Below are 22872 nucleotides of genomic sequence, written 5' to 3' on the forward strand. Positions count from 1 at the left end.
CTCCCACAGTGATCACCGAACCTGTGGGAGCGTGGCTTGCCCGCGATGGAAGCGCCGCCGATATCAGCCTTTCAACGCAGCAGCCAGAATCAGCGCTTTCATCTCGGAAACAGCAGACTTGAAGCCCACAAACAACGCATGCGCCACCAGCGCATGGCCGATGTTCAATTCGTTGATGCCCTTGATCGCCGCCACGGCTTCAACGTTGTGATAGTGCAAACCGTGACCAGCGTTAACGATCAAACCCTGAGCCAGACCAAACGCCACACCGTCCGCCACACGCTTCAATTCTTCAGCCACTTCGGTCGGCGTTTCAGCATCGGCGTAACGCCCGGTGTGCAGCTCGATGGCCGGCGCACCAACGCGTTTCGACGCGGCAATCTGACGCTCGTCAGCATCGATGAACAGCGACACTTCGCTGCCGATCTTCGACAAGCGCTCGACTGCCGCCCTGATTCGCTCTTCCTGCCCCGCTACATCCAGACCACCTTCAGTCGTCAGTTCCTGACGGGTTTCAGGCACCAGGCAGATGTGCGCCGGACGGATACGCTCGGCGAACGCCATCATTTCTTCGGTGACGCCCATTTCGAAGTTCATACGGGTTTGCAGCACATCCTTGAGCAGCAACACATCGCGCTCCTGGATGTGGCGGCGATCTTCACGCAGATGCACGGTGATGCCATCGGCGCCCGCCTCTTCCGCGTCCAGCGCAGCCTTGACCGGATCCGGATAGCGGGTGCCACGGGCCTGACGCAGGGTGGCGACGTGGTCGATGTTCACGCCAAGAAGAATGCGATTGCTGGTGGTCACGGATGCGCTCCTGAATTGAGAGATTCGGCGCACAGCATACGGTGAGATCAGGGCTTGCGAAACAGCTCGCGACTGACGAGCGGACGACCGCCCAGGTGAACGGCCAATGCCTGACGCATCAAGCGCTTGGCGGCGGACAGTGCGCCGGGGGCCGACCAGTCGGCCTCGGCCATGGCCAGCAGTTCTGTGCCGTTGAACAGGCCCGGCTGCAACAGGTAGACGCGCTCAAGTCCGGCGTCGACTTGCAAGCGATAGAGACCGTCCGCAGCGACGAGTTCGCCGTGAATATCGGTGTTCAGCGAGAAGCCATATCCGAGGTCATCCAGCAGACGCCACTCGAAGGAACGCAGCAGCGGCTCCAGCGGCCGACCTTCAGCCAAGGCCAGTAATGTCGCAGCGTAGTGATCGAACACCGACGGCAACGGATCCTCAGCCGGCAGCAGGCGGATCAGCAGTTCGTTGAGATACAAACCGCTGAACAATGCCTCACCGACCAGCCAGGTCGGCGTGCCGACCCCTTCCATGCGCCCGACATTCTTCAATTCACCCTTGCCACGAAATTCGACTTCCAGCGGCACGAACGGCCGCGCCATCGTCCCGGCCTTGCCCCGCGCACTGCGCAGCACCGCCCGCAGCCGACCTTGCGGCGTGAGGAAATCCACCAGGGCGCTGGTTTCGCGGTAGGCGCGACTGTGCAGAACATATGCAGGCTGCGCGGGAGGTGGGGTTGAGGACATCGGTAGTCCGAATCTCTAGGAGATGTTTCTGCAGGAACCAATCCATTGTGGCGAGGGAGCTTGCTCCCGCTGGGTTGCGAAGCAGCCCTAAGATCAGCGATAGAAATCGGTCAGACATACCGCGCTGCCTGACTTTACGACTGCTCCGCAGCCGAGCGGGAGCAAGCTCCCTCGCCACAGAAGCCCGCCCCCACAGTGAAACCGAGGTTTACAGGTCGCCGTAACCCAGCGAACGCAGTGCGCGCTCGTCATCGGACCAGCCGCCCTTCACCTTGACCCACAGGTTGAGCATGATCTTGGAGTCGAACAGCAGCTCCATGTCCTTGCGCGCTTCGGTGCCGATGCGTTTGATGCGCTCGCCCTTGTCGCCAATGATGATTTTCTTCTGGCCGTCACGCTCAACCAGGATCAGCGCGTGGATGTGCAGCGTCTTGCCCTGCTGCTTGAACTCTTCGATTTCCACGGTGATCTGGTACGGCAGCTCGGCGCCCAACTGACGCATGATTTTCTCGCGTACCAGTTCGGCGGCGAGGAAACGGCTGCTGCGGTCGGTGATCTGGTCTTCCGGGAAGAAGTGATCATTTTCCGGCAGGTGGCCGGCGATGACCTTTTCCAGCGCTTCGAGGTTGTGCCCGTGCTGCGCCGAGATCGGAATGATCTGCGCGTTCGGCAGCTGCTCCTGCAACCACGACAAGTGCGGCATCAGCTCGGCCTTGTCTTCGATGCGGTCGGTCTTGTTCAGCGCGACGATCAGCGGGCCGGTCACGTACTGCACGCGCTCCAGGACCATCTGGTCTTCATCGGTCCACTTGGTGCGGTCGACCACGAAGATCACCACGTCGACGTCTTTCAACGCCGCCGAAGCAGTCTTGTTCATGTAACGGTTGAGAGCCTTCTCGCCACCCTTGTGCATGCCGGGGGTGTCGACGTAGATCGCTTGCACATCACCTTCGGTCTTGATCCCGAGCATGTTGTGGCGAGTGGTCTGCGGCTTGCGCGAAGTGATCGCGAGCTTCTGACCAAGGATATGGTTCAGCAGCGTGGACTTGCCCACGTTGGGACGGCCGACGATGGCAACATAGCCACAGCGAGTTGCGTTTGTATCAGTCATTGCCATTCTCCACACCCAGGGCAATCAGTGCTGCGGCGGCCGCTACCTGTTCGGCAATACGACGACTCACACCCTGACCTCGGCTTTTTTCATTCAATAAGACAACTTCGCACTCGACGAAGAACGTACGGCAGTGCGGCTCGCCCTGGATATCCACCACTTCGTAACGTGGCAGGTCGCAACCGCGCGATTGCAGAAATTCCTGCAAACGGGTTTTCGGATCCTTGTTGGTATCGACCAGCGTCAGGCCTTCGAACTCGCCGGCCAGCCAGGCCAGTACGCGTTCACGCGCCATGTCCATGCCAGCGTCGAGATAGATTGCACCGATCAACGCTTCGAGGGCATCGGCCAGAATCGATTCGCGACGAAAACCACCGCTTTTCAATTCGCCGGAACCCAGACGCAGGTACTCGCCCAGATCGAAACCGCGAGCCAGAACGGCCAGCGTCTCACCTTTCACCAGGCGCGCACGCAATCGCGACAACTGGCCTTCGCGGGCCAGCGGGAAGCGGTCGAACAAGGCTTCACCGGCGACAAAGTTGAGAATCGCATCGCCGAGGAATTCCAGACGCTCGTTGTTGCGTCCGGCAAAGCTGCGATGCGTAAGGGCCAGGACCATCAGTTCCTGGTCCTTGAAGGTGTAACCGAGCTGACGCTCGAGACGGCTAAGAGAAACGCTCACGGTTTACCCACGCTGAGTTCGTGGCTGGATTCCACCGCCATCGCCGGGATACGGCGCAGGCCTGGGACAATTAACGCTGTGTTCAAAAATAATGTCCTGAATATCGTGGCTTCATGCCTTGGAGCCGATTATGTCGACGCCAGAAATGCATTCGGCGCTGTGTTCAACAGCGCCGTGTGTGATTACTTGATCAGGCCGACCCGCGAGAAATTCGGCAGGTGGCTGAGTTTCGGTTCCGGCCAGCTCATCCAGACCGCGAAGGCCTTGCCGACGATATTCTGGTCGGGAACCATGCCCAGCAGATCCTTGGGAATGTTCGGGTCATCCCAGTAGCGACTGTCGTTCGAGTTGTCGCGGTTGTCGCCCATCATGAAGTAGTGCCCGGCGGGCACGGTCCACGAACGGTCCGGGGTAGCGCGATAACGGCTCATTTCCTTGCGGATCAGGTGCTCGGCTTCGCCAAGTTTTTCCTTGTAGAGCTCTGCGCTGCCCAGCGTGCCCGGCTCGGAGCCAACCAGTTGCTCGGCAATCGACTGACCGTTGACGAACAAATGCTTGTCAGCAGTGTAGCGAATCGTGTCGCCCGGCAGGCCGACCACACGCTTGATGTAGTTGACGTTCGGGTCGCTCGGATAGCGGAACACCATCACATCGCCGCGCTGCGGATCACCGACTTCGATGATTTTCTTGTCGATCACCGGCAGGCGGATCCCGTAAGAAAACTTGTTCACCAAGATGAAGTCGCCAACGTCCAGGGTCGGTTTCATCGAACCCGACGGAATCTGGAACGGCTCCACCAGAAACGAACGCAATACCAACACGATGAACAGCACCGGAAAGAACGACTTGCCGTATTCGACCAGCAGCGGTTCCTTGTTCAGCTTCTCGACCACCACCACATCAGGCTGGCTGACGCTGCCCTGATAAGAGGCAATCGCCGAACGCCGACGCGGTGCCAGGATCAACAGATCGAGCAACGCCAACAGGCCGCAGACGAACACGGCGATGACCAGCAACAGCGGGAAATTTAGTGACATAGGACCTAACTATCCAACCTGAGCACGGCGAGGAAGGCTTCTTGTGGAATTTCCACGTTGCCGACCTGTTTCATGCGTTTTTTACCGGCCTTCTGCTTTTCAAGCAGCTTTTTCTTACGGCTTACATCACCGCCGTAGCACTTGGCCAATACGTTCTTTCTGAGTGCCTTGACCGAAGTTCGCGCAATGATCTGCCCGCCGATGGCGGCCTGGATCGCTACGTCGAACATCTGACGAGGAATCAGTTCTTTCATCTTCTCGGTCAACTGGCGACCTTTGTAGTGCGCGTTATCCTTGTGCACGATCAACGCCAGGGCGTCGACTTTGTCACCGTTGATCAGCACATCCAGTTTCACCAGATTAGCCGACTGATAACGATCGAAATGATAGTCCAGCGAAGCATAGCCGCGACTGGTGGACTTCAGACGGTCGAAGAAGTCCAGGACCACTTCGTTCATCGGAATATCGTAAGTGACCTGCACCTGATTGCCGAGGAACAGCATGTCGTGCTGCACACCGCGCTTCTCGATGCACAGGGTGATAACGTTGCCCAAGTGTTCTTGCGGAACCAGGATGTTGGCCCGCACGATCGGCTCGCGCATGTCCTCGACCGACGAGATGTCCGGAAGCTTCGACGGGTTGTCGACGTAAATCGTTTCACCGGTTTTCAGCAGCAATTCGAAGATTACTGTTGGCGCCGTGGTGATCAGGTCCAGGTCGTACTCGCGCTCGAGGCGCTCCTGGATGATTTCCATGTGCAGCATGCCAAGGAAGCCGCAACGGAAGCCGAAGCCCAGGGCGTCGGAGCTTTCCGGGGTGTACTGCAGCGACGAGTCGTTCAGGGTGAGCTTCTGCAACGCTTCGCGGAAATCCTCGAAGTCGTCGGAGCTGACCGGGAACAGACCGGCGTAAACCTGTGGCTGGATGCGTTTGAAGCCGGGCAGCACTTCAACGTCCGGGGTCGAGCTCAAGGTCAGGGTGTCACCGACCGGTGCACCGTGAATGTCCTTGATGCTGGCAATGATGAAGCCCACTTCGCCGGCTTTCAGGTCAACAGTGGCGGTGTGCTTCGGGTTGAATACACCCACGCTGTCGACCAGATGGATCTTGCCGGTGGATTTCACCAGGATCTTGTCGCCCTTCTTCACACGACCGTGGCGCACGCGTACCAGGGAAACAACGCCCAGATAGTTGTCGAACCAGGAGTCGATGATCAACGCTTGCAGCGGATCTTCGATGTTGCCGGTCGGCGCAGGAATGGTGTGCACCAGACGCTCAAGCACTTCGTCGACACCCAGGCCGGTCTTGGCGCTGCAAGTGACGGCGTCGGTGGCGTCGATGCCGATGATCTTCTCGATCTCGTCCTTGACGCGATCCGGATCGGCCTGTGGCAGGTCGATCTTGTTCAGCACCGGCATGACCTCGAGGCCTTGCTCGATGGCGGTGTAGCAGTTGGCTACGGACTGGGCTTCAACACCTTGACCGGCGTCGACCACCAGCAGCGCGCCTTCACAGGCCGCCAGGGAACGGCTGACTTCGTAGGTGAAGTCAACGTGGCCCGGGGTATCAATGAAGTTCAGCTGATACTTGATGCCGTCTTTGGCCGTGTAATACAGGGTGACGCTGTGGGCCTTGATGGTGATCCCGCGTTCACGCTCCAGATCCATGGAATCCAGTACCTGGGCTTCCATTTCGCGCTCGGCGAGGCCGCCGCACATCTGGATGAAGCGATCGGCCAGCGTCGACTTGCCATGGTCAATGTGGGCGATGATGGAGAAATTGCGGATATGACTCAAATCACTCACGGATCAACACTCAAAAAGGCTGCAGGCAAGGCCCGCCGAAAAATAGCCGGGAATTGTACCTGATACACGGCGCAAGCGTCACGTTCGCCTGTCACCCGGATTGCATGCAAAAACGCCCCGATCTGTCGACCGGGGCGTTTTCATTGGCTACAACTGTGGTGAAACCTTGTTCATCAACCGGCTCGGCGCAACAGCCAGACACCCGCCAGGGCACAGACCGCCGCCGGCACCAGCACCGCGAACAGCGGCGAGAAACCGAACACCAGGCTGGATGGGCCGAGCAAATCCTGGACGATGCGGAAGGTAAAACCTACCAGCACACCAGTGAACACGCGCTGGCCAAGGGTCACCGAACGCAGCGGACCGAAGATGAACGAGATCGCCATCAGTACCAGCGCGGCGGTCACCAGCGGCTGCAACACCTTGACCCAAAACGCCAGCCAGTAGCGACCGTTGCTCAGGCCTTGCTCGGACAGATAGTGGATGTAGCCCCACAAACCGGTGATCGACAGCGACTCCGGCGCCATGACCACAGTGCTCAGCAGTTGCGGGCTGAGTGCCACATCCCAACGTTCGACCGGCGTATTGACCACTTCGGTGCTGCGCTCATGGAATACAGTCGTGGTGACGTCCGTGAGCTGCCAGTGATCAGTATCGAACTCGCCGCGCTTGGCGAAGCTCGAGCTGAGCAGATGACGCTCTTTGTCGAAGTGATAGCGGGTTACACCATAAAGACGACCGTTTGGCTGCACGGAGTTGATGTGGATGAACTCCTCGCCCTGACGGTGCCACATGCCGTGCTTGGCACTTTGCGCATCGCCGCTGCCCTGAGCCAGCGAGCGATTGGCCTGGGCCATGCTTTCAGTGGCCGGCGCAACGTATTCGCCGATCAGCACGCCAGCCAGCATCAACACCAGCATCGGCTTCATTACCGCCCAGACGATGCGCCCGATGGATACACCGGCCGCACGCATCACGGTCAGTTCGCTGCTGCTGGCCAGACTGCCGAGGCCGATCAGGCAACCGATCAGCGCGGCCATCGGCAGCATGTCGTACATGCGCCGTGGTGCGGTCAACAGCACGAAGCTCAGCACGTCGACCAGGGTGTAGGTTTCGCTGACGTCGCCCATCTCGTCGATGAACGCGAACAGGGTCGCCAAACCAAGAATGATCGCCAGCACCGCAATAATTGCGATGAAAACACTGCTGCCGATGTAGCGGTCGAGTTTAACCACGGGCCACCTCCAGCGCAGCGCTGCGGCGACTTGCCATCTTCAGCCTTAGAGGTTCCCAGTACAGCAGGGCGATACCGATGGCCAGGAAGATCGCATGCACCCACCACAAGCCAAGGGCCGGTGGGATCTTGCCCTTCTCGAGTGCGCCGCGAGCGGCAATCAGGATGGTCAGGTAAGCCATATAAAGAAGAATCGCCGGCAGCAACTTGAGGAAACGCCCTTGACGCGGGTTGACTCGCGAGAGCGGCACCGCCATCAGGGTCACGATAAATACCAGCAGCGGCAGCGACAGGCGCCATTGCAGCTCGGTTTTCGAGCGAATGTCATCACTGCCAATCAGCGACGAAGTCGGCATCGCATCGCGGTCGGTGACTTCTTCGCTGACGTCTGGCTTGGGCAGCAGCACGCCATAGGTTTCGTAATGGATCGCGCGATAATTGGCCTGGCCCGGGCTGCCGTCGTAGCGGTAGCCGTTGTCGAGGATCAGGTAGCGGTTACCGTCGGAATGGATCTCCTGACGACCCTTTTCGGCCACCAGTACGGAAATCCCGCGATCTTTTTCGTTGGCACCGAGGTTCTTCTGCGAGATGAACACACCACCGAGATTCACCCGGTCGTCACTCAGCGTTTCGGTGTAAGTCACCCGCGTACCGTCGCGCAGTGCCTGGAAGCGGCCCGGCTCAAGCGTATCGAATTCGGTCAGCGCGTCCTGCTTGTTCAGCAGCAACTGGAACTGATTGGCGCCTTGCGGGGCCAGGCTCAGACTCAGCCAGGCGACGACCAGTGCGACCAGGGTCGCCGGAAACAGGGTCATGCGAAACAGACGCTGCTGGCTCATGCCGGTGGCCGAGAGCACGGTCATTTCACTTTCCAGGTACAACCGGCCGTACGCCAGCAGGATCCCGAGAAACAGGCCCAGCGGCAGGATCAGTTGCAGGAAACCCGGCAGACGAAAGCCCATGATCAGGAACAGCGAGCCCGGATCGAGCTGGCCGGCAGCGGCCTGCGCCAGGTATTTGATGAAGCGACCGCTCATGATGATGACCAACAACACGGCGCTCACGGCGCTCAGGGTCAACAGGACTTCGCGGGAAAGATAACGGAAGACGATCAAACCAGACACTCCAGGATTGTCAGGCTAAGGCGGCCAAACAAGCAAACATATCAGCCGGCCCGCAACGCAGAGCCGCCGAAAAAAGATGCGGCATTATCCTGTGATTGGGGTCGCCTGTCACTGCGCACACTCATCCAAGCGTGCAATCGGTTTGCAGATCGTACAACCGAGGGTTGTCAGGCGCGGTGAGCGAGGTTCAAACTGCCGCGTCTGTCGCGGGCACTGACCTGCGCTTCTTCTATCTATAAGCAGGTGGCTGCGCACATCGCAGAACGCCTGTGTTGACCATTCATTAGGGATCCGGACATGGAACTGGTTGTAAAAAGCGTTAGCCCAGAAACGTTGAAAACCGCCACCCTGGTAGTTGCCGTCGGCGAAGGCCGCAAGCTCGGCGCCGCCGCCAGACTGGTCGACGAAATGAGCGGTGGCGCCATCAGCGCCGTGCTCAAGCGTGGCGATCTGGCCGGCAAGGTCGGTCAGAGCCTGCTGCTGCACAGCCTGCCGAACCTCAAGGCCGAGCGCGTTTTGCTGGTCGGTGCAGGTAAAGATGAAGAACTCGGCGACCGCCCGTTCCGCAAAATCATCGCCGGCATCCTCAACACCCTGAAGGGCCTGAATGGCAGCGATGCAGTTCTGGCACTCGATGAAATCATTGTTAAAAATCGCGACAGCTACGGCAAAACCCGTCTGCTGGCTGAAACGCTGGTCGACGGCGAATACACGTTCGACCAGTTCAAGAGCCAGAAAGCCGAACCGCGCGCGCTGAAAAAAATCACCCTGCTGACCATCAAAGCCGCTCAGGCCGAAGTCCAGCGAGCCGTGACCCACGCCACTGCAATCGCCAACGGCATGGCCTTCACCCGTGATCTGGGCAACCTGCCGCCGAACATCTGCCATCCGACGTTCCTTGGCGAGCAAGCCAAGAACCTGGGTAAAGAATTCAAGGATCTGAAAGTCGAAGTCCTCGACGAGAAGAAGATCAAATCACTGGGCATGGGTTCGTTCTACGCCGTCGGCCAGGGCAGCGAACAGCCGCCACGCCTGATTGTCATGCAATACAACGGTGGCAAGAAATCCGAGAAGCCATACGCGCTGGTTGGCAAAGGCATCACTTTCGACACCGGCGGCATCAGCCTGAAACCGGGCGCCGGCATGGACGAAATGAAATACGACATGGGCGGCGCCGCCAGCGTATTCGGCACTCTGCGTGCCGTGCTTGAGTTGAAACTGCCGATCAATCTGGTGTGCATTCTCGCTTGCGCGGAAAACATGCCGAGCGGCAACGCAAGCCGTCCGGGCGACATCGTCACCACCATGAGCGGGCAGACCGTGGAAATCCTCAACACCGACGCCGAAGGCCGTCTGGTGCTGTGCGACGCCCTGACCTACTCCGAGCGTTTCAAGCCGCAGGCAGTGATCGACATCGCCACCCTGACCGGCGCTTGCGTGGTTGCGCTGGGCGCCCACACGTCGGGCCTGCTGGGTAACAACGACGAACTGATCGAGCAACTGCTCAGCGCTGGCAAGACTGCTGACGACCGCGCCTGGCAATTGCCGCTGTTCGATGAGTACCAAGAACAGCTGGACAGCCCGTTTGCCGACATCGCCAACATCGGCGGGCCGAAGGCCGGCACCATCACCGCCGCGTGCTTCCTGTCGCGCTTCACCAAGAATCTCAACTGGGCGCACCTGGACATCGCGGGCACTGCATGGACCAGCGGCGGCAAGGACAAGGGCGCCACTGGCCGTCCGGTGCCACTGCTGACCCAATACCTGCTGGATCGCGCCAAAGCCTGACACCGATGACTGCGGGCGGCGTTTCTATATAGAAGCGCCGCTTGCAGCTCAGGAACCGCAATGACCAAAGTCGACTTTTACATCCTGCCCAGCGCCGATCCTTCGGCACGCCTGGACTTTGCCTGCAAGCTCACCGAGAAAGCCTGGCGCATGGGCCATCGCATCTACCTGCATTGCAGCGATGCGGCTCAGCGTGATGATCTCGATGCGCGCCTGTGGGCGTTCAAGGGCGAAACCTTCGTACCGCACGGCCCTGCCGAAAGCGAACCGGACGGCCTGATTGTGCTGGGATTAGGCGATGACTGCGGCCAGCACGCAGACTTGCTGGTCAATCTCGACTTGAAAGTCCCGGCCTTCGCCAGCAAATTCGCCCGTGTGGCGGAAGTGGTGGTGGAAGACCCGGCGATCCGCGCGGCGGCCCGGGACAGTTTCCGTTTCTACCGGGAACAGGGCTATCCTTTGCAAGACCACCGTTTACAGCGACTCTGAGCATTCCAATGGACACTCCGAAACCGCAGCAAAAGTCCGCACACCTGCTGGACGATCTTGAATCGATCCGTCAGTTGCTCGGCGATGACAACCTGCAACCACCGCTACTGACCGATACGGTCGAGGATGGCGAACAGGAACAGATTCCGATGTTGTTCGATTCGGTAAGCGCGCAAGCGCCAGCCGTCGAGCCGACTCCTACCCCTGCAACGGCCGCGCCCGAGACCAAAGGTCCAGACGCCCTGCTGCATCTCGACCGCGAATTGCGCGCCGCTGCACAATTGATCATGCAAGACGTGATCGACGATTTTGCCCCGCACATCGAGACCGAAATCAAACGCCGCCTCGATGCGCGAATGGAACGGCTCCTCAGCCAATACGAATAATCCGGCCATTTGGGGGCTTTTGTGGCGAGGGGATTTATCCCCGTTCGGCTGCGGAGCAGTCGTAAAACCTGTGCACTGGGTTTGTCTGACAGATCTCTGGGGCCGCTTCGCAGCCCAACGGGGATAAATCCCCTCGCCACAAAGGTTTACTCCAAACATTAGTCTCCAGCCAGCCCTCCCCCGCTCGCCCTCGGCCCCATGCCCCGCTATACTTCCCGGCTTTTCCTGAATAAATGCCAATAGGGTCCCGCCGCGCATGGATAAGACCTACCAGCCGCACGCCATTGAAACTTCCTGGTACAACACCTGGGAGTCCGAGAACTACTTCGCCCCGCAAGGCGCGGGCGACTCCTACACCATCATGATCCCGCCGCCGAACGTCACCGGCAGCCTGCACATGGGTCACGGTTTCAACAACGCGATCATGGACGCCCTGATCCGTTTCCGCCGCATGCAGGGTCGCAATACCCTGTGGCAGCCGGGTACCGACCACGCCGGTATCGCCACGCAGATGCTGGTCGAGCGTCAACTCGAAGCCAAAGGCCAGAGCCGCCACGACCTCGGTCGCGAAAAATTCCTCGAGAAAATCTGGGAATGGAAAGATGAATCCGGCGGCAACATCAGCCGGCAGATCCGCCGCCTCGGCTCATCCGTAGACTGGAGCCGCGAGCGCTTCACCATGGACGACGGCCTCTCGGAAGCGGTGAAAGAAGCCTTCGTGCGCCTGCATGAAGACGGTCTGATCTATCGCGGCAAGCGTCTGGTCAACTGGGACACCAAGCTGCACACGGCGATTTCCGACCTCGAAGTGGAAAACCACGACGAGAAAGGTTTCCTGTGGAACCTCAAGTACCCGCTGGCCGACGGCGCGAAAACCGCTGAAGGCAACGACTTCCTGATCGTCGCGACCACGCGTCCGGAAACCATGCTCGGCGACTCCGCCGTCGCGGTGAACCCGAACGACGAGCGCTACAAAGCTCTGATCGGCAAGTTCGTCGAGCTGCCGCTGGTCGGCCGCCGCATCCCGATCATCGCCGACGACTACTGCGATCCTGAATTCGGCACCGGTTGCGTGAAAATCACCCCGGCCCACGATTTCAACGACTACGAAGTCGGCAAGCGCCACAACCTGCCGCTGATGAACATCTTCGACAAGAACGCGCACGTGTTGCCGGCCTGTCAGGTGTTCAACCTCGACGGCACGCTGAACGAGAGCATCGACGGCAAGATCCCGGCCGAATATGTTGGTCTTGAGCGTTTCGAAGCACGCAAGCAGATCGTTGCCGCGTTCGACGCCGCCGGCCTGCTGGTGAGCATCGACGACCACAACATGAAAGTGCCGAAAGGCGACCGCTCCGGCACCGTGATCGAGCCGTGGCTGACCGACCAGTGGTACGTATCGACCAAACCACTGGCCGAGCCTGCGATTGCAGCCGTTGAAGACGGTCGTATCCAGTTCGTGCCGAAACAGTACGAAAACATGTATTTCTCGTGGATGCGTGACATCCAGGATTGGTGCATCAGCCGTCAGCTGTGGTGGGGCCACCGGATTCCGGCCTGGTACGACGAATCGGGCAAGGTCTACGTCGGTCGCGACGAAGCGGAAGTCCGTGCCAAGCACAACCTCGGCGCCGACGTGACGCTGCAACAGGACAACGACGTTCTCGACACTTGGTTCAGTTCGGGTCTGTGGACCTTCTCCACCCTCGGCTGGCCGGAAAAGACCGAATTCCTGAAGAAATTCCACTCCACCGACGTGCTGGTCACCGGTTTCGACATCATCTTCTTCTGGGTTGCCCGGATGATCATGATGACCATGCACCTGGTGAAGAATGAAGACGGCACGCCGCAAGTTCCGTTCAAGACTGTCTACGTGCACGGTCTGGTGCGTGATGGCCAAGGCCAGAAGATGTCCAAGTCCAAGGGCAACGTCCTTGACCCGCTGGACATCATCGACGGCATCGAGCTGGAAGACCTTGTGCAGAAACGCACTTCCGGCCTGATGCAGCCGAAACTGGCGAAGAAGATCGAGAAGCAGACCCGCGACGAGTTCGCCGACGGCATCGCCAGCTACGGCACCGACGCCCTGCGCTTCACCTTCTGCTCGCTGGCGTCCACCGGTCGCGACATCAAGTTCGACATGGGCCGCGTCGAAGGCTATCGCAACTTCTGCAACAAGATCTGGAACGCCGCGCGTTACGTTCTGGACAAGGGCGAAGACTGCGGCCAGAACGGCGAAGCCTACGAGCTGTCGCTGGCGGATCGCTGGATCATCTCGCAGCTGCAACGCACCGAAGCCGAAGTGACCCGCCAACTGGATCAGTTCCGTTTCGACCTCGCGGCGCAAGCCTTGTACGAGTTCATCTGGAACCAGTATTGCGACTGGTACCTGGAACTGTCCAAGCCTGTGCTGTGGGACGAAAACGCACCGGTAGAGCGGCAGCGCGGCACCCGCCGCACACTGGTTCGCGTACTGGAAGTCGCGCTGCGTCTGGCGCATCCGTTCATGCCGTTCATCACTGAAGAAATCTGGCAGCGCATCGCGCCGCTGGCCGGTATTCAGGGCAAGACGATCATGCTCCAGCCTTGGCCGGTGGCCAACGAAGAGCGCATTGATCCGGCAGCCGAGAGTGACATCGAGTGGCTCAAGGAACTGATGCTCGGCACGCGCAACATCCGTGGCGAGATGAACATCGGTCCGGGCAAGCCATTGCCGATCTATCTGAAGAACGTCAGCGCCGAAGATCAGCGTCGGTTGACCGAGAACGAAGCGCTGCTGAAGAAGCTCGCGCGTCTGGAATCGATCACCGTGCTGGCGGTCGGCGAAGAAGCACCGCTGTCCGCGACCGCGCTGGTTGGCGAAATGGAAGTGCTGGTGCCAATGGCCGGCCTGATCGACAAGGCTGCAGAACTGGCGCGTCTGGACAAGGAAATCCTGCGTCTGCAGGGCGAAGTCCAGCGGGTTGGCGGCAAGCTGTCCAACGCCGGTTTCGTTGACAAGGCCCCGGCCGAAGTCATCGACAAGGAACGCGCCAAACTGGCCGAAGCCGAACAGGCTCTGGGCAAGCTGGCCGAGCAACACGCGCGGATTGCCAGCCTGTAACGGCAAACCGCAATGAAAAAGGGAGGCCCGCAACGGCCTCCCTTTTTTATATCGGTTGCATCACTCCGGACACGTTCCTCCACCCGGCACCCCAATAGCAACTTTTACGAGCGACGGTGGGGATTGGACGATACTGCCGTCGGGGTGCGTAATGGTCCAACTCACAAGCAATGAACCAAACTCACCGACCGGTTTGATTGTGGTCGAATATGGAGCAATGTTGAAGTCCGCGAACGTAATTGGTGACTTTACCTCTTCGGTGAACTTCGCATCCGTTCCCGCAATAGGATTTGTGCCATCGAGCCCTTTGCAGGCCTGAGACCTCAGAGTAATGATGGCACCTGCCATCACATCGTTCGGCAACTGGGCACGGACTCGAATGCCTTCCACGGGACTGGGGATAGTCGCGCAATTGATATAGTTGTGCAGGTTAGCATCTAAAAACTTGGCGGGAGGCAACTCGCTCATGCATATCACTCCTGAAAACACTTTAAGTTAAATAAGATTTGCCCTCCCAGTAAACCCAATGATGATGCTTGCTCCAACTGTCATATATGACAGGTATCCAAGACTTATTCGGAATAAGAAACTTGCCGTGCAAGTGATTTGCACTCGTTTGCTCGGCCACGGTTCAGATGTGGGACAATGGCCGCCAATTTCAGCCATACCCGAATCGACCACGCCCATGAACGCCCCCCGCACACCTCGCCCCGCGCGCAAGAAGCCTGATTCCGCCACCCCGGCCAAGCCCGTGGAGCCGCGTAAAGAGGCCAGCCTGCACCCACGTAATCGCCATCAAGGTCGTTACGACTTCCAGGCGCTGATCAAAACCACGCCGGAACTGGCGAAGTTTGTGATCATCAACCCGTACGGCAAGGAAAGCATCGACTTCGCCAGCCCGGATGCGGTGCGCGTGTTCAACCGGGCGCTGCTCAAGTCGTTCTACGGCATCCAGCATTGGGATATTCCCGCCGATTATCTCTGCCCACCGGTCCCGGGCCGTGCTGATTACGTACACTTCCTGGCTGACATGCTGGCCAGCGTCAACGACGGCGTGGTGCCGCGCGGCGCGATCGTCAACGTGCTGGATATCGGCATGGGCGCCAACTGCGTGTACCCGCTGATTGGTAACAGCGAATATCGCTGGCACTTCCTTGGCTCGGAAATCGATCCGACCGCCGTGGCCGCCGCCAAAGCTATCGTTCAGTCCAACGACCTGAACAAGGTCATCCAGCTGCGCCTGCAAGAGAACCGCAAGCACATTCTGATCGGCCTGCTGGAGCCGGGCGAGCGTTTCGACCTGACCATGTGTAATCCGCCGTTCCACGCTTCGATGGACGAAGCGACCAAGGGCAGCGAGCGCAAATGGCGCGCACTGGGCCGCGCCGACCCGAAACGCAAGTTGCCGGTGCTGAATTTCGGTGGCCAGTCGGCTGAACTGTGGTGTGAAGGTGGCGAAGCACGTTTCGTGACGCAACTGATCGCCGAGAGCGCGAACTTCCAGCACAAGGTGCTGTGGTTCAGCACACTGGTGTCGAAAGCCTCCAACCTCCCCGCAATCGAGACTGCGCTGAAGAAGGCCGGTGTTCTGGAAAGCCAGGTTGTGGAAATGTCCCAGGGCCAGAAGCAAAGCCGCTTCGTCGCCTGGACCTTCCAGACCAAATCCGAACAGCAGATCTGGCGTCGCGACCGCTGGGTTCGCAAGGGCTGAGTTGATCCAAGCCCCGAAGCCGCGATCATTCGCTGCTTCGGGTTTATAAAATCAGCAGGCACAAAAAAACCGTGCCCGGATCACTCCGGTGCACGGTTTTTTATTGCTGCGTCTTACTTGTTCACAGCGTCGGTCAGGCCTTTGGCCACAACCAGCTTGATCACTTTCTTGGCAGCGATTTCGATGGCAGCGCCAGTCGAAGGGTTACGGCCGGTGCGGGCAGGACGCTCGGTCACTTTCAGCTTGCCGATGCCTGGCAGGGTGATTTCGTGGCCGTTTTCCAGCTGATCGGCAACGATTTGGCCCAGTTGGTCCAGAGCGGCACGCGCGGTGGTTTTCGGCGCGTCGATAGCTTCAGCGATGTCGGCGATCAGTTGGTCTTTAGTAAGAGCCATGTAGTGTTCCTTCCCTATCAAATTCATATGGATTGCAGAGTGCAGTGTCAGCCATCGAGCCCGATCTTCTGGATCTGGCACCCTCGGCGATAACCGCGACGAGTCGGGTTATAGATACCGAAATCAGGGTTTGGTTCGACCTGACAAATGCTGAATGCACGCTTAACGCAGTGACTTCGCGTAAGACCGGGCAAAACTAGCACAGCGACAAGGAAATATCCGCCTCTAGCTACCCAAATGGTCAGGTTTATTGCGCTAAATCGTTAAATAAATGCATAAGGGCTGCCGAGTGACCCGGATTTGCCCCTCAGCCCGCGCCAAATCCAGTGGTTGCGGTACACTGAGCGCTTTTTCGGGGGAGCCTGCCCTCCTCCCATTCACCAGCCGAGAAGCCCATGCCGATCCGTCATTGCATCGTCCATTTGATCGACAAAAAACCCGACGGCACGCCCGCAGTTCTGCACGCTCGTGACTCCGAACTGGCCGAGTCCGCGGCCATCGAGAACATGCTCGCCGACCTCAACGAGAGCTATAACGCCAAACAGGGCAAAGCCTGGGGCTTGTTTCATCCGGAGTCCGGCGCGTTTCCGTTCAGCGGCTGGCTGAAGGATTACCTTGAAGGTGGTCAGGACTTCACGGCGTTCAGCCGCGTGGCGGTGGAGCACCTGCAGAAACTGATGGAAGAATCCAACCTGTCGGTCGGTGGCCACGTGCTGTTCGCCCACTATCAGCAGGGTATGACTGATTACCTCGCAATTGCGCTGCTGCATCACAGCGAAGGCGTGGCGGTAACCGACCAGCTCGACGTGACGCCATCGCGGCATCTCGACCTCGGCCAATTGCACCTTGCGGCGCGAATCAATGTGTCCGAGTGGCAGAACAACAAGCAATCCAAGCAGTACATCTCGTTCATCAAAGGCAAGAACGGCAAAAAGGTTTCGGAGTACTTCCGCGACTTCATCGGCTGCCAGGAAGGCGTCGACGGCCCGGGCGAGACCCGTACGCTACTCAAGGCCTTCAGCGATTTCGTCGAGAGCGAAGATCTGCCGGAAGAGTCCGCCCGCGAGAAAACCAAGACACTGGTCGATTACGCCAGCAGTCAGGCCAAACTCGGCGAACCGATGGGCCTGGAAGAACTCTCGGAGCTGATCGACGAGGAACGCCCGAAAGCCTTCTACGATCACATCCGCAACAAGGATTACGGCTTGTCGCCAGAAATCCCGGCCGACAAACGCACCCTCAACCAGTTCCGCCGCTTTACCGGCCGCGCCGAAGGCCTGTCGATCAGCTTTGAAGCGCATCTGCTGGGCTCGAAGATCGAGTACGACGAAGAAGCCGGCACTCTGATCATCAAGGGCCTGCCGACCTCGCTCACCGATCAGCTGAAGCGTCGTAACTGATGCTCGGCAATGTGCTGAAAAAGGTTCTGCTGGTACTGATCGTGGTGGTGGTCTATCAGAACTGGGGCAAGATCGAGCGCGTATTCAATCCGTCGCAGATGGTCTCGGAGCAAGTCCGCGCCAACGCTGACGTCGTGCTGTACACCACCGACTGGTGCGGCTACTGCAAGCAGACCAAGCGCTTTCTCGATGCCAAGGGGATTGCCTACAAGGAATTCGACATCGAGAAGGACGCCGAGGCGCGCGAGGCGTATGAAGCGTTGGGCGGACGCGGGATTCCGTTGATCGACGTGAATGGAACGTTGATTCGCGGGTTTGACCCGGATGAGATTCTGGCTGCGCTGAAATGAATGAGGGAGCCAATTGGCTCCCTCATTCAGTTTGCTCAGTGTTTTTCGATGCAGAAACCGAAACGCGGGAAGTGCACATGCACCACTCCGCCACGTTCGTCTTCGCGGCGCAGGATCAATTCCTCACGCCCAGCGAACAACAACTCCCCGGCAACCGGATCAACACCGTAATCAGTCGCCGCGATCACTACCTGCTGCCCCGCAACAAAGCCGTTCGGATCAACGAACTGCTCATCCGGTAAAGCCGCTGGTGTCGCATTACGCGCAACCTCCAGCGCGGCATCAGCAGTCATCTCACTTGCCGCGCCATGGCCGAAACCCTGCACCCGGCCGAACCACGCCGCCACCGCTGGATAATCATCAACAAACGGCGCCGTCACGTGCGTCGCCTTCAAGAACCACATCGGATGTGCCAAAGCGAAATCGGCAATCGACGGCTCACCAAACAGGAAGTCGCCCTGCTCGCGCTGCAACTGCTGCTCCAGCCGCGCCATGATCGTTGGCCATTGATGCTTGGCCTGCTCGGCAGACAGGCGCGTCGCGCTGCCACCCGAGAACAGTGCGGCACGATCAGCGATGAACGCCTTGATCGCTTCCGGCGGCAGCTTGCCGAAACGCACCGCCACCGATTCCGGTTGAAACACCAGGCTCACCGCATGCTGAAACACCACCGAATCAGCCCACGCCGCGAAACTCGCCGTGATCATTTCCTGCCCCTGCGGGAAGAACGCCGGTGAAGCTTTTTCCTGCTCCAGACGCCGGGCGATCAATGCGGTGTCGCAATAGATGTCAGCGCCAATCTGCAACACCGGTGTCTTGCGATAGCCGCCGGTCAGCGCAGTCAGATCAGGTTTTGGCATCACCGGCGAGATGTGCACCGAACGCCAGGACAAGCCTTTGAAACCCAACAGCAGACGGGCCTTTTCGGCGAATGGAGAGGTCGGGTAATGATGCAGAATCAACTCGGACATGCTCGGCTCCGCCGCACAAAAAGTGAGTCCGCAGCTTAGCGTGCATTTACATAGCAGCCTACAGATCTGGCTGATGGGAACCTATCAGTCAGATTGATAAGGTGCTCAAGATTTACCGAGCTAAAAAACCGCCTCGGCCGAAACCGGGGCGGTTGTTCTCACACCGATAAACCTTACGTCAGGTCATCAAAGTGATCTCGCAGGAACTCGTAAAAGCGGAACGCTTTAAACGATCTCCATACGAGGCTCAGAGTACGCAGCAAAAGCTTCATACGTTTTGGCCTCCAGTCGGTGGCCAAACCTCCAGCGTGCTTACCGGACCATGTACGCCTTTGGAATACACGCCAGCGTATTCAGTGAGGCGGCCGATTGTGATCCCTCCGAGCCATCATTCCGGCACGGGTGCAACTCCGTGTCAGAGGGCGTGAAATCGGTTCGCCAATCGACTTGGCCTCAGTGACTGCACTGTCATGCGAGCGGACGAATAGTAATCAGATTCTTGAACTGGCTTTTAAACAAATCGAACCAGAAAAGCATTCTCTGGAATGATTGCTTGAAGGCTTGCCCGGCGCCGAAAAGGCGAATAAGCTTCGTCCACGCCAGTGTATTCAGTGAGATGCACCAAGCTCGGCCGCAAACCGATGCTTACGGAAAAAACCGCCCCGCAAGGCGGTTTTTTTTGCCATCAATTTTGTAGCCACTGCCTCGTAGAACAGCGAGGTCTACCTCGACTGATAGGAAGCCACCAAGCATTCCTTGGCACTCTTCCTGAGCTTCTTGATCAACCTTTCCTGACGCAACGCATCGCCCTTGTCGCGACACAACTCGGTATACACCAACGCCATCGCCGGACTCGACAGGAAAAACCGCGCGCCCTTGCCGCTCTGATGTTTGGCAAAGCGGCGCACGGGATCATCGCTGATCCCGCAGTACAACGAGCCGTTGGCCGCGCGTACGAGGTAGACGAACCAGGATTTGCTCACAGGTTTGTCGGCTTCGAGAGGATTTTCGCTGAGGCTGGTCACTTGAGAATCAAGGTGTGTAGGAACAGGCCGCGATCTTATCAGCGACTGGCCTGAAATGCCTTCAGGCCTTTCAGCGCCTGAGAGCGCACCGCGTTGTGCACCACGGGCGTCCAGCCCAGCAACAGCCCTTTGAAACCCAGTGCCTGACGCGACCAGCGCCACAGATCGAAGTGGTCGTGGTGCTCGCAGATCTTGCCGTCGCGAAACACGAAGCGCGCCTGGATATCATTGACCACCGTGTTGCCGGTCTGGCTGAACAGGTAGGTCGCCACCCAATGTGCGCCGCCAGTGCGCTCATCGGCGCGGACGTTGTCGAAGGTCAGGGAGAAATCCCTGGCGCGGGTGGTGAGCATGCGCCACATATCGCCGGCATCGCGCCCGCGCAGTTCACCGAAAGCCGGGTCGCTGAACACTACATCGTCGCTGTAGCAGGCAGCCATCCCTTCGGCGTCGAGACGCTGGAACGCCTCGTAGAAGCGGGTGATCAGGGCGCTGTGGGCTTCACTCATGGGCAAACTACCTTTGGTTGCAAAATGATGGCAGACGATTGCCAGCACGATAGTCTGCAAACGCGGGAAACACTATCGGCATTCGCGCTCCGAATACCGACAGTGCGGATGCTTCAGATCTTCTCGCTTTCGACCTGCACGTACAGCGAGCGCCCGGCACCGAGTCCGGCAATGATCGCACCAAGACCGATGATGCCGAAGATCCAGCCCACCGCGTTCCAGCCACCGGTCCAGTCATGCACGATGCCGACCGCGAACGGCCCCATCGACGCCAGGGTGTAGCCGAAGCCCTGCGCCATGCTCGACAGATTGGCCGCGACATGCGCATCACGCGAGCGCAGCACGATCAACGTCAACGCCAGACTGAACGCACCGCCCTGCCCAAGTCCGAGCAGAATCGCCCAGCCCCACAGGCCTTCAATCGGTGCGTACAGGCAACCGAACAGACCGCCGAGCGTCATCGCCATCACCACCACGATGGCCAGACGCTGATCCTTGCCACGCGTCGCCAGCCAAGGTGCGGCCAGTGAGCTGGCGAGCTGAACGATCACCGAACCGGACAACACCAGACCCGCTTGGGTCGGTGTCAGCCCGCGACCGATCAGGATCGACGGCAACCAGCCGAATACGATGTAGGCCAGCGACGATTGCAAGCCCATGTACAGCGTGACCTGCCAGGCCAGCGGATCACGCAACAGACCGCGCACCCGATAAGCCACATTGTGCGCGCCATGTTTCTGCCCGACTTGCGGCAACCAGAACACCGCCGCAACCAGCGCCGGAATCACCCAGAATCCCAGGCCTACAGCCCAGCGGTGATCGAAGTGTTCGCTCAACGGTACGGTCGAACCCGCCGCCATCGCCGCACCGAGACACAGGGCCATGGTGTACACGCCAGTCATGGTGCCGGCGTGTTTGGCGAAATCGCGTTTGACGATACCCGGCAGCAATACGCCGATGATGCCGATACTCGCGCCGCCCAACACGCTGCCCGCAAACAGGCCGATTTCTCCGAAATTGCTGCGCAGGATAATCCCACCAGCCAGCGTCAGAAGAATCCCCAGTACAACGCGTTCGGCGCCAAAACGCCGCGCCAGAATCGGCGCCATCGGCGCGAACAGACCAAGGCACAGCACCGGCAAAGTCGTCAGCAGGCCGGCGTGTGCAGCCGACAAACCCAGGCTTTTCGACACGTCAGTGAGCAGCGGCGCCATGCTCGACAGCGCCGGGCGCAGGTTCAACGCGACCAGGATAAGACCCAGCAGCAATAGCCATGGCCGGCGCACCAGCGGATGACTTTGCTGCACTTGCTCGTCGTCGGCCTCGGCGTCGATCAGCAGCTCTTCCAGCTCTGCGGTGCGTTTGGGGGCTGTGGATATCTCACTGCGGGGCATGGTTTTCTCGGTTTCAAGGTTCATTGATCAACTGCCTGGATAAGGCTTTTGCCCGTTCCGGATCGCGCTGTTCGACCGCATCGAGCAACTCGATGTGCAGATCGAACACTTCCTGGCGACGCGGGACGATGTTCAAGGTCTGGCGCAACTGCGCGCCGACGATGCTGGAGAAATAGCGGTACAACTCACTGAGCGCCGGGTTGTGCGCGGCGTCCACCAGTCCCTGGTGAAACACCAGATCACACGCGACGTAGGTGTCGAGATCGCCGTGGTAGTGACAACCGCTGGTACCGAGCGCCTCACGCAACGTCGCCAGGTCTTCATCGGTGCGGCGCAGTGCAGCCAGACCAATGGCCTCGACTTCGAGGATGTGCCGGGTTTCCCGCGCCTGATCCAGCGAGCAGCGCGAGAGTGCCTTGAGCGTGTCCATCGGATCGACCACCGCCCTCAGATAACTGCCGTCGCCCTGACGGATCTCGATCAATCCAGAGAACGCCAATACACGCATGGCTTCGCGCACGGTGTTACGGCTGATGCCCAGCTCTGAGCTGAGCTCAGGCTCGGTCGGCAAGCGCTGACCGACAGCCCATATGCCATCGGTGATGCGCTGGCGTAGCTGATCCAGGGCCTGATCGACCAAGGATCGCTTAATAAGTGGAGAAATGTCTGACATGGGATTCGCCTTTTCATCCAATCATCGGATGAATTTTCTGACATGTTAGTCAGCTTCGTGTAGGACGGCAACCGCCTAGGGTCAGATGGAGAGAAAAGGAGCGGGATTTTCGATTAGTCAAAATTACCCTTTAAGGGT

General features: G+C 59.1%; 22 protein-coding genes. 7 read left to right on the forward strand and 15 right to left on the reverse strand.

From position 1 onward, the window contains the following. Positions 1–63: 63 nt before the first annotated feature. The 8 genes from pdxJ to lptF all read right to left on the reverse strand — a co-directional run bounded on the left by pdxJ (position 64) and on the right by lptF (position 8531). A complete protein-coding gene (pdxJ, locus tag ACP7EE_RS25870; protein WP_065118207.1) occupies positions 64–810 on the reverse strand; it encodes a pyridoxine 5'-phosphate synthase in 747 nt (248 codons plus the stop codon). Between the two features lie 47 nt (positions 811–857). Further along, positions 858–1547, reverse strand: a complete 690-nt coding sequence (gene recO, locus ACP7EE_RS25875; protein ID WP_426202314.1) for a DNA repair protein RecO — start codon at positions 1545–1547, stop codon at positions 858–860. Between the two features lie 208 nt (positions 1548–1755). After that, positions 1756–2658: a GTPase Era gene (era, locus tag ACP7EE_RS25880; protein ID WP_426237763.1), complete on the reverse strand. Its 903-nt coding sequence runs from the start codon at positions 2656–2658 to the stop codon at positions 1756–1758. After that, entirely contained in the window at positions 2651–3340 is a 690-nt protein-coding gene (gene rnc, locus ACP7EE_RS25885) for a ribonuclease III (RefSeq protein ID WP_420647756.1), read from the reverse strand. Before rnc ends, era begins: the two co-directional genes overlap by 8 nt. A 182-nt stretch (positions 3341–3522) precedes the next feature. Further along, positions 3523–4377, reverse strand: a complete 855-nt coding sequence (lepB, locus tag ACP7EE_RS25890) for a signal peptidase I (RefSeq protein WP_426202318.1) — start codon at positions 4375–4377, stop codon at positions 3523–3525. 5 nt (positions 4378–4382) lie between these two features. Beyond that, the gene (gene lepA, locus ACP7EE_RS25895) at positions 4383–6182 is read right to left on the reverse strand and encodes a translation elongation factor 4 (protein ID WP_402814531.1); all 1800 of its coding nucleotides are present in this window, start codon (positions 6180–6182) and stop codon (positions 4383–4385) included. Positions 6183–6355: 173 nt separating this feature from the next. Next, positions 6356–7417, reverse strand: a complete 1062-nt coding sequence (gene lptG / locus ACP7EE_RS25900) for an LPS export ABC transporter permease LptG (protein ID WP_426237766.1) — start codon at positions 7415–7417, stop codon at positions 6356–6358. After that, a complete protein-coding gene (gene lptF / locus ACP7EE_RS25905) occupies positions 7410–8531 on the reverse strand; it encodes an LPS export ABC transporter permease LptF (protein ID WP_426202322.1) in 1122 nt (373 codons plus the stop codon). The genes lptG and lptF overlap by 8 nt, the downstream gene beginning before the upstream one ends. A 306-nt stretch (positions 8532–8837) precedes the next feature. On the opposite strand from lptF, the gene ACP7EE_RS25910 reads away from it, so the two are divergent. The 4 genes from ACP7EE_RS25910 to ACP7EE_RS25925 all read left to right on the forward strand — a co-directional run bounded on the left by ACP7EE_RS25910 (position 8838) and on the right by ACP7EE_RS25925 (position 14306). Further along, positions 8838–10328 (forward strand): leucyl aminopeptidase, encoded by a 1491-nt coding sequence (locus tag ACP7EE_RS25910; RefSeq protein ID WP_426237768.1) that lies wholly within the window; start codon positions 8838–8840, stop codon positions 10326–10328. Positions 10329–10388: 60 nt separating this feature from the next. Beyond that, positions 10389–10817 carry a DNA polymerase III subunit chi gene (locus tag ACP7EE_RS25915; RefSeq protein WP_426237770.1) on the forward strand — a complete coding sequence of 143 codons (429 nt, stop codon included), beginning with the start codon at positions 10389–10391 and terminating at the stop codon, positions 10815–10817. 8 nt (positions 10818–10825) lie between these two features. Next, complete coding sequence (locus ACP7EE_RS25920) at positions 10826–11203, forward strand: DNA polymerase III subunit chi (protein WP_420647749.1); 378 nt, start codon at positions 10826–10828, stop codon at positions 11201–11203. A gap of 256 nt (positions 11204–11459) precedes the next feature. Then, positions 11460–14306: a valine--tRNA ligase gene (locus ACP7EE_RS25925; protein WP_426237772.1), complete on the forward strand. Its 2847-nt coding sequence runs from the start codon at positions 11460–11462 to the stop codon at positions 14304–14306. A 60-nt stretch (positions 14307–14366) separates the two neighbouring features. Here ACP7EE_RS25925 and ACP7EE_RS25930 read toward each other — a convergent pair whose 3' ends face one another. Continuing rightward, complete coding sequence (locus ACP7EE_RS25930; protein ID WP_426237774.1) at positions 14367–14774, reverse strand: hypothetical protein; 408 nt, start codon at positions 14772–14774, stop codon at positions 14367–14369. A 217-nt stretch (positions 14775–14991) separates the two neighbouring features. Between ACP7EE_RS25930 and rlmF the strand changes: the two genes are divergently transcribed. After that, positions 14992–16017 carry a 23S rRNA (adenine(1618)-N(6))-methyltransferase RlmF gene (gene rlmF, locus ACP7EE_RS25935; protein WP_420647746.1) on the forward strand — a complete coding sequence of 342 codons (1026 nt, stop codon included), beginning with the start codon at positions 14992–14994 and terminating at the stop codon, positions 16015–16017. A gap of 113 nt (positions 16018–16130) precedes the next feature. Here the strand turns inward: rlmF and ACP7EE_RS25940 are convergent, their stop codons facing one another. After that, positions 16131–16412 carry an HU family DNA-binding protein gene (locus ACP7EE_RS25940; RefSeq protein ID WP_420647745.1) on the reverse strand — a complete coding sequence of 94 codons (282 nt, stop codon included), beginning with the start codon at positions 16410–16412 and terminating at the stop codon, positions 16131–16133. A gap of 395 nt (positions 16413–16807) precedes the next feature. Here ACP7EE_RS25940 and yejK point away from each other — a divergent pair, with 395 nt between their 5' ends. Further along, the gene (gene yejK, locus ACP7EE_RS25945; protein ID WP_426237776.1) at positions 16808–17812 is read left to right on the forward strand and encodes a nucleoid-associated protein YejK; all 1005 of its coding nucleotides are present in this window, start codon (positions 16808–16810) and stop codon (positions 17810–17812) included. Then, positions 17812–18162 (forward strand): glutaredoxin family protein, encoded by a 351-nt coding sequence (locus ACP7EE_RS25950; protein WP_420647743.1) that lies wholly within the window; start codon positions 17812–17814, stop codon positions 18160–18162. The genes yejK and ACP7EE_RS25950 overlap by 1 nt, the downstream gene beginning before the upstream one ends. Before the next feature lie 35 nt (positions 18163–18197). Here the strand turns inward: ACP7EE_RS25950 and ACP7EE_RS25955 are convergent, their stop codons facing one another. The 5 genes from ACP7EE_RS25955 to ACP7EE_RS25975 form a co-directional block, all read right to left on the reverse strand. Further along, entirely contained in the window at positions 18198–19133 is a 936-nt protein-coding gene (locus tag ACP7EE_RS25955; protein ID WP_426237779.1) for a glutathione S-transferase family protein, read from the reverse strand. Between the two features lie 722 nt (positions 19134–19855). Beyond that, positions 19856–20158 (reverse strand): GIY-YIG nuclease family protein, encoded by a 303-nt coding sequence (locus tag ACP7EE_RS25960; RefSeq protein WP_426237781.1) that lies wholly within the window; start codon positions 20156–20158, stop codon positions 19856–19858. A 38-nt stretch (positions 20159–20196) separates the two neighbouring features. Next, positions 20197–20667: a nuclear transport factor 2 family protein gene (locus tag ACP7EE_RS25965; protein WP_426237783.1), complete on the reverse strand. Its 471-nt coding sequence runs from the start codon at positions 20665–20667 to the stop codon at positions 20197–20199. Between the two features lie 113 nt (positions 20668–20780). After that, a complete protein-coding gene (locus tag ACP7EE_RS25970) occupies positions 20781–22085 on the reverse strand; it encodes a CynX/NimT family MFS transporter (protein WP_420647739.1) in 1305 nt (434 codons plus the stop codon). Then, the gene (locus ACP7EE_RS25975; protein ID WP_426237785.1) at positions 22075–22734 is read right to left on the reverse strand and encodes a FadR/GntR family transcriptional regulator; all 660 of its coding nucleotides are present in this window, start codon (positions 22732–22734) and stop codon (positions 22075–22077) included. The genes ACP7EE_RS25970 and ACP7EE_RS25975 overlap by 11 nt, the downstream gene beginning before the upstream one ends. Positions 22735–22872 lie beyond the last annotated feature (138 nt).

Source organism: Pseudomonas sp. TWP3-2, assembly GCF_049897765.1.
Classification (GTDB): Bacteria; Pseudomonadota; Gammaproteobacteria; order Pseudomonadales; family Pseudomonadaceae; genus Aquipseudomonas.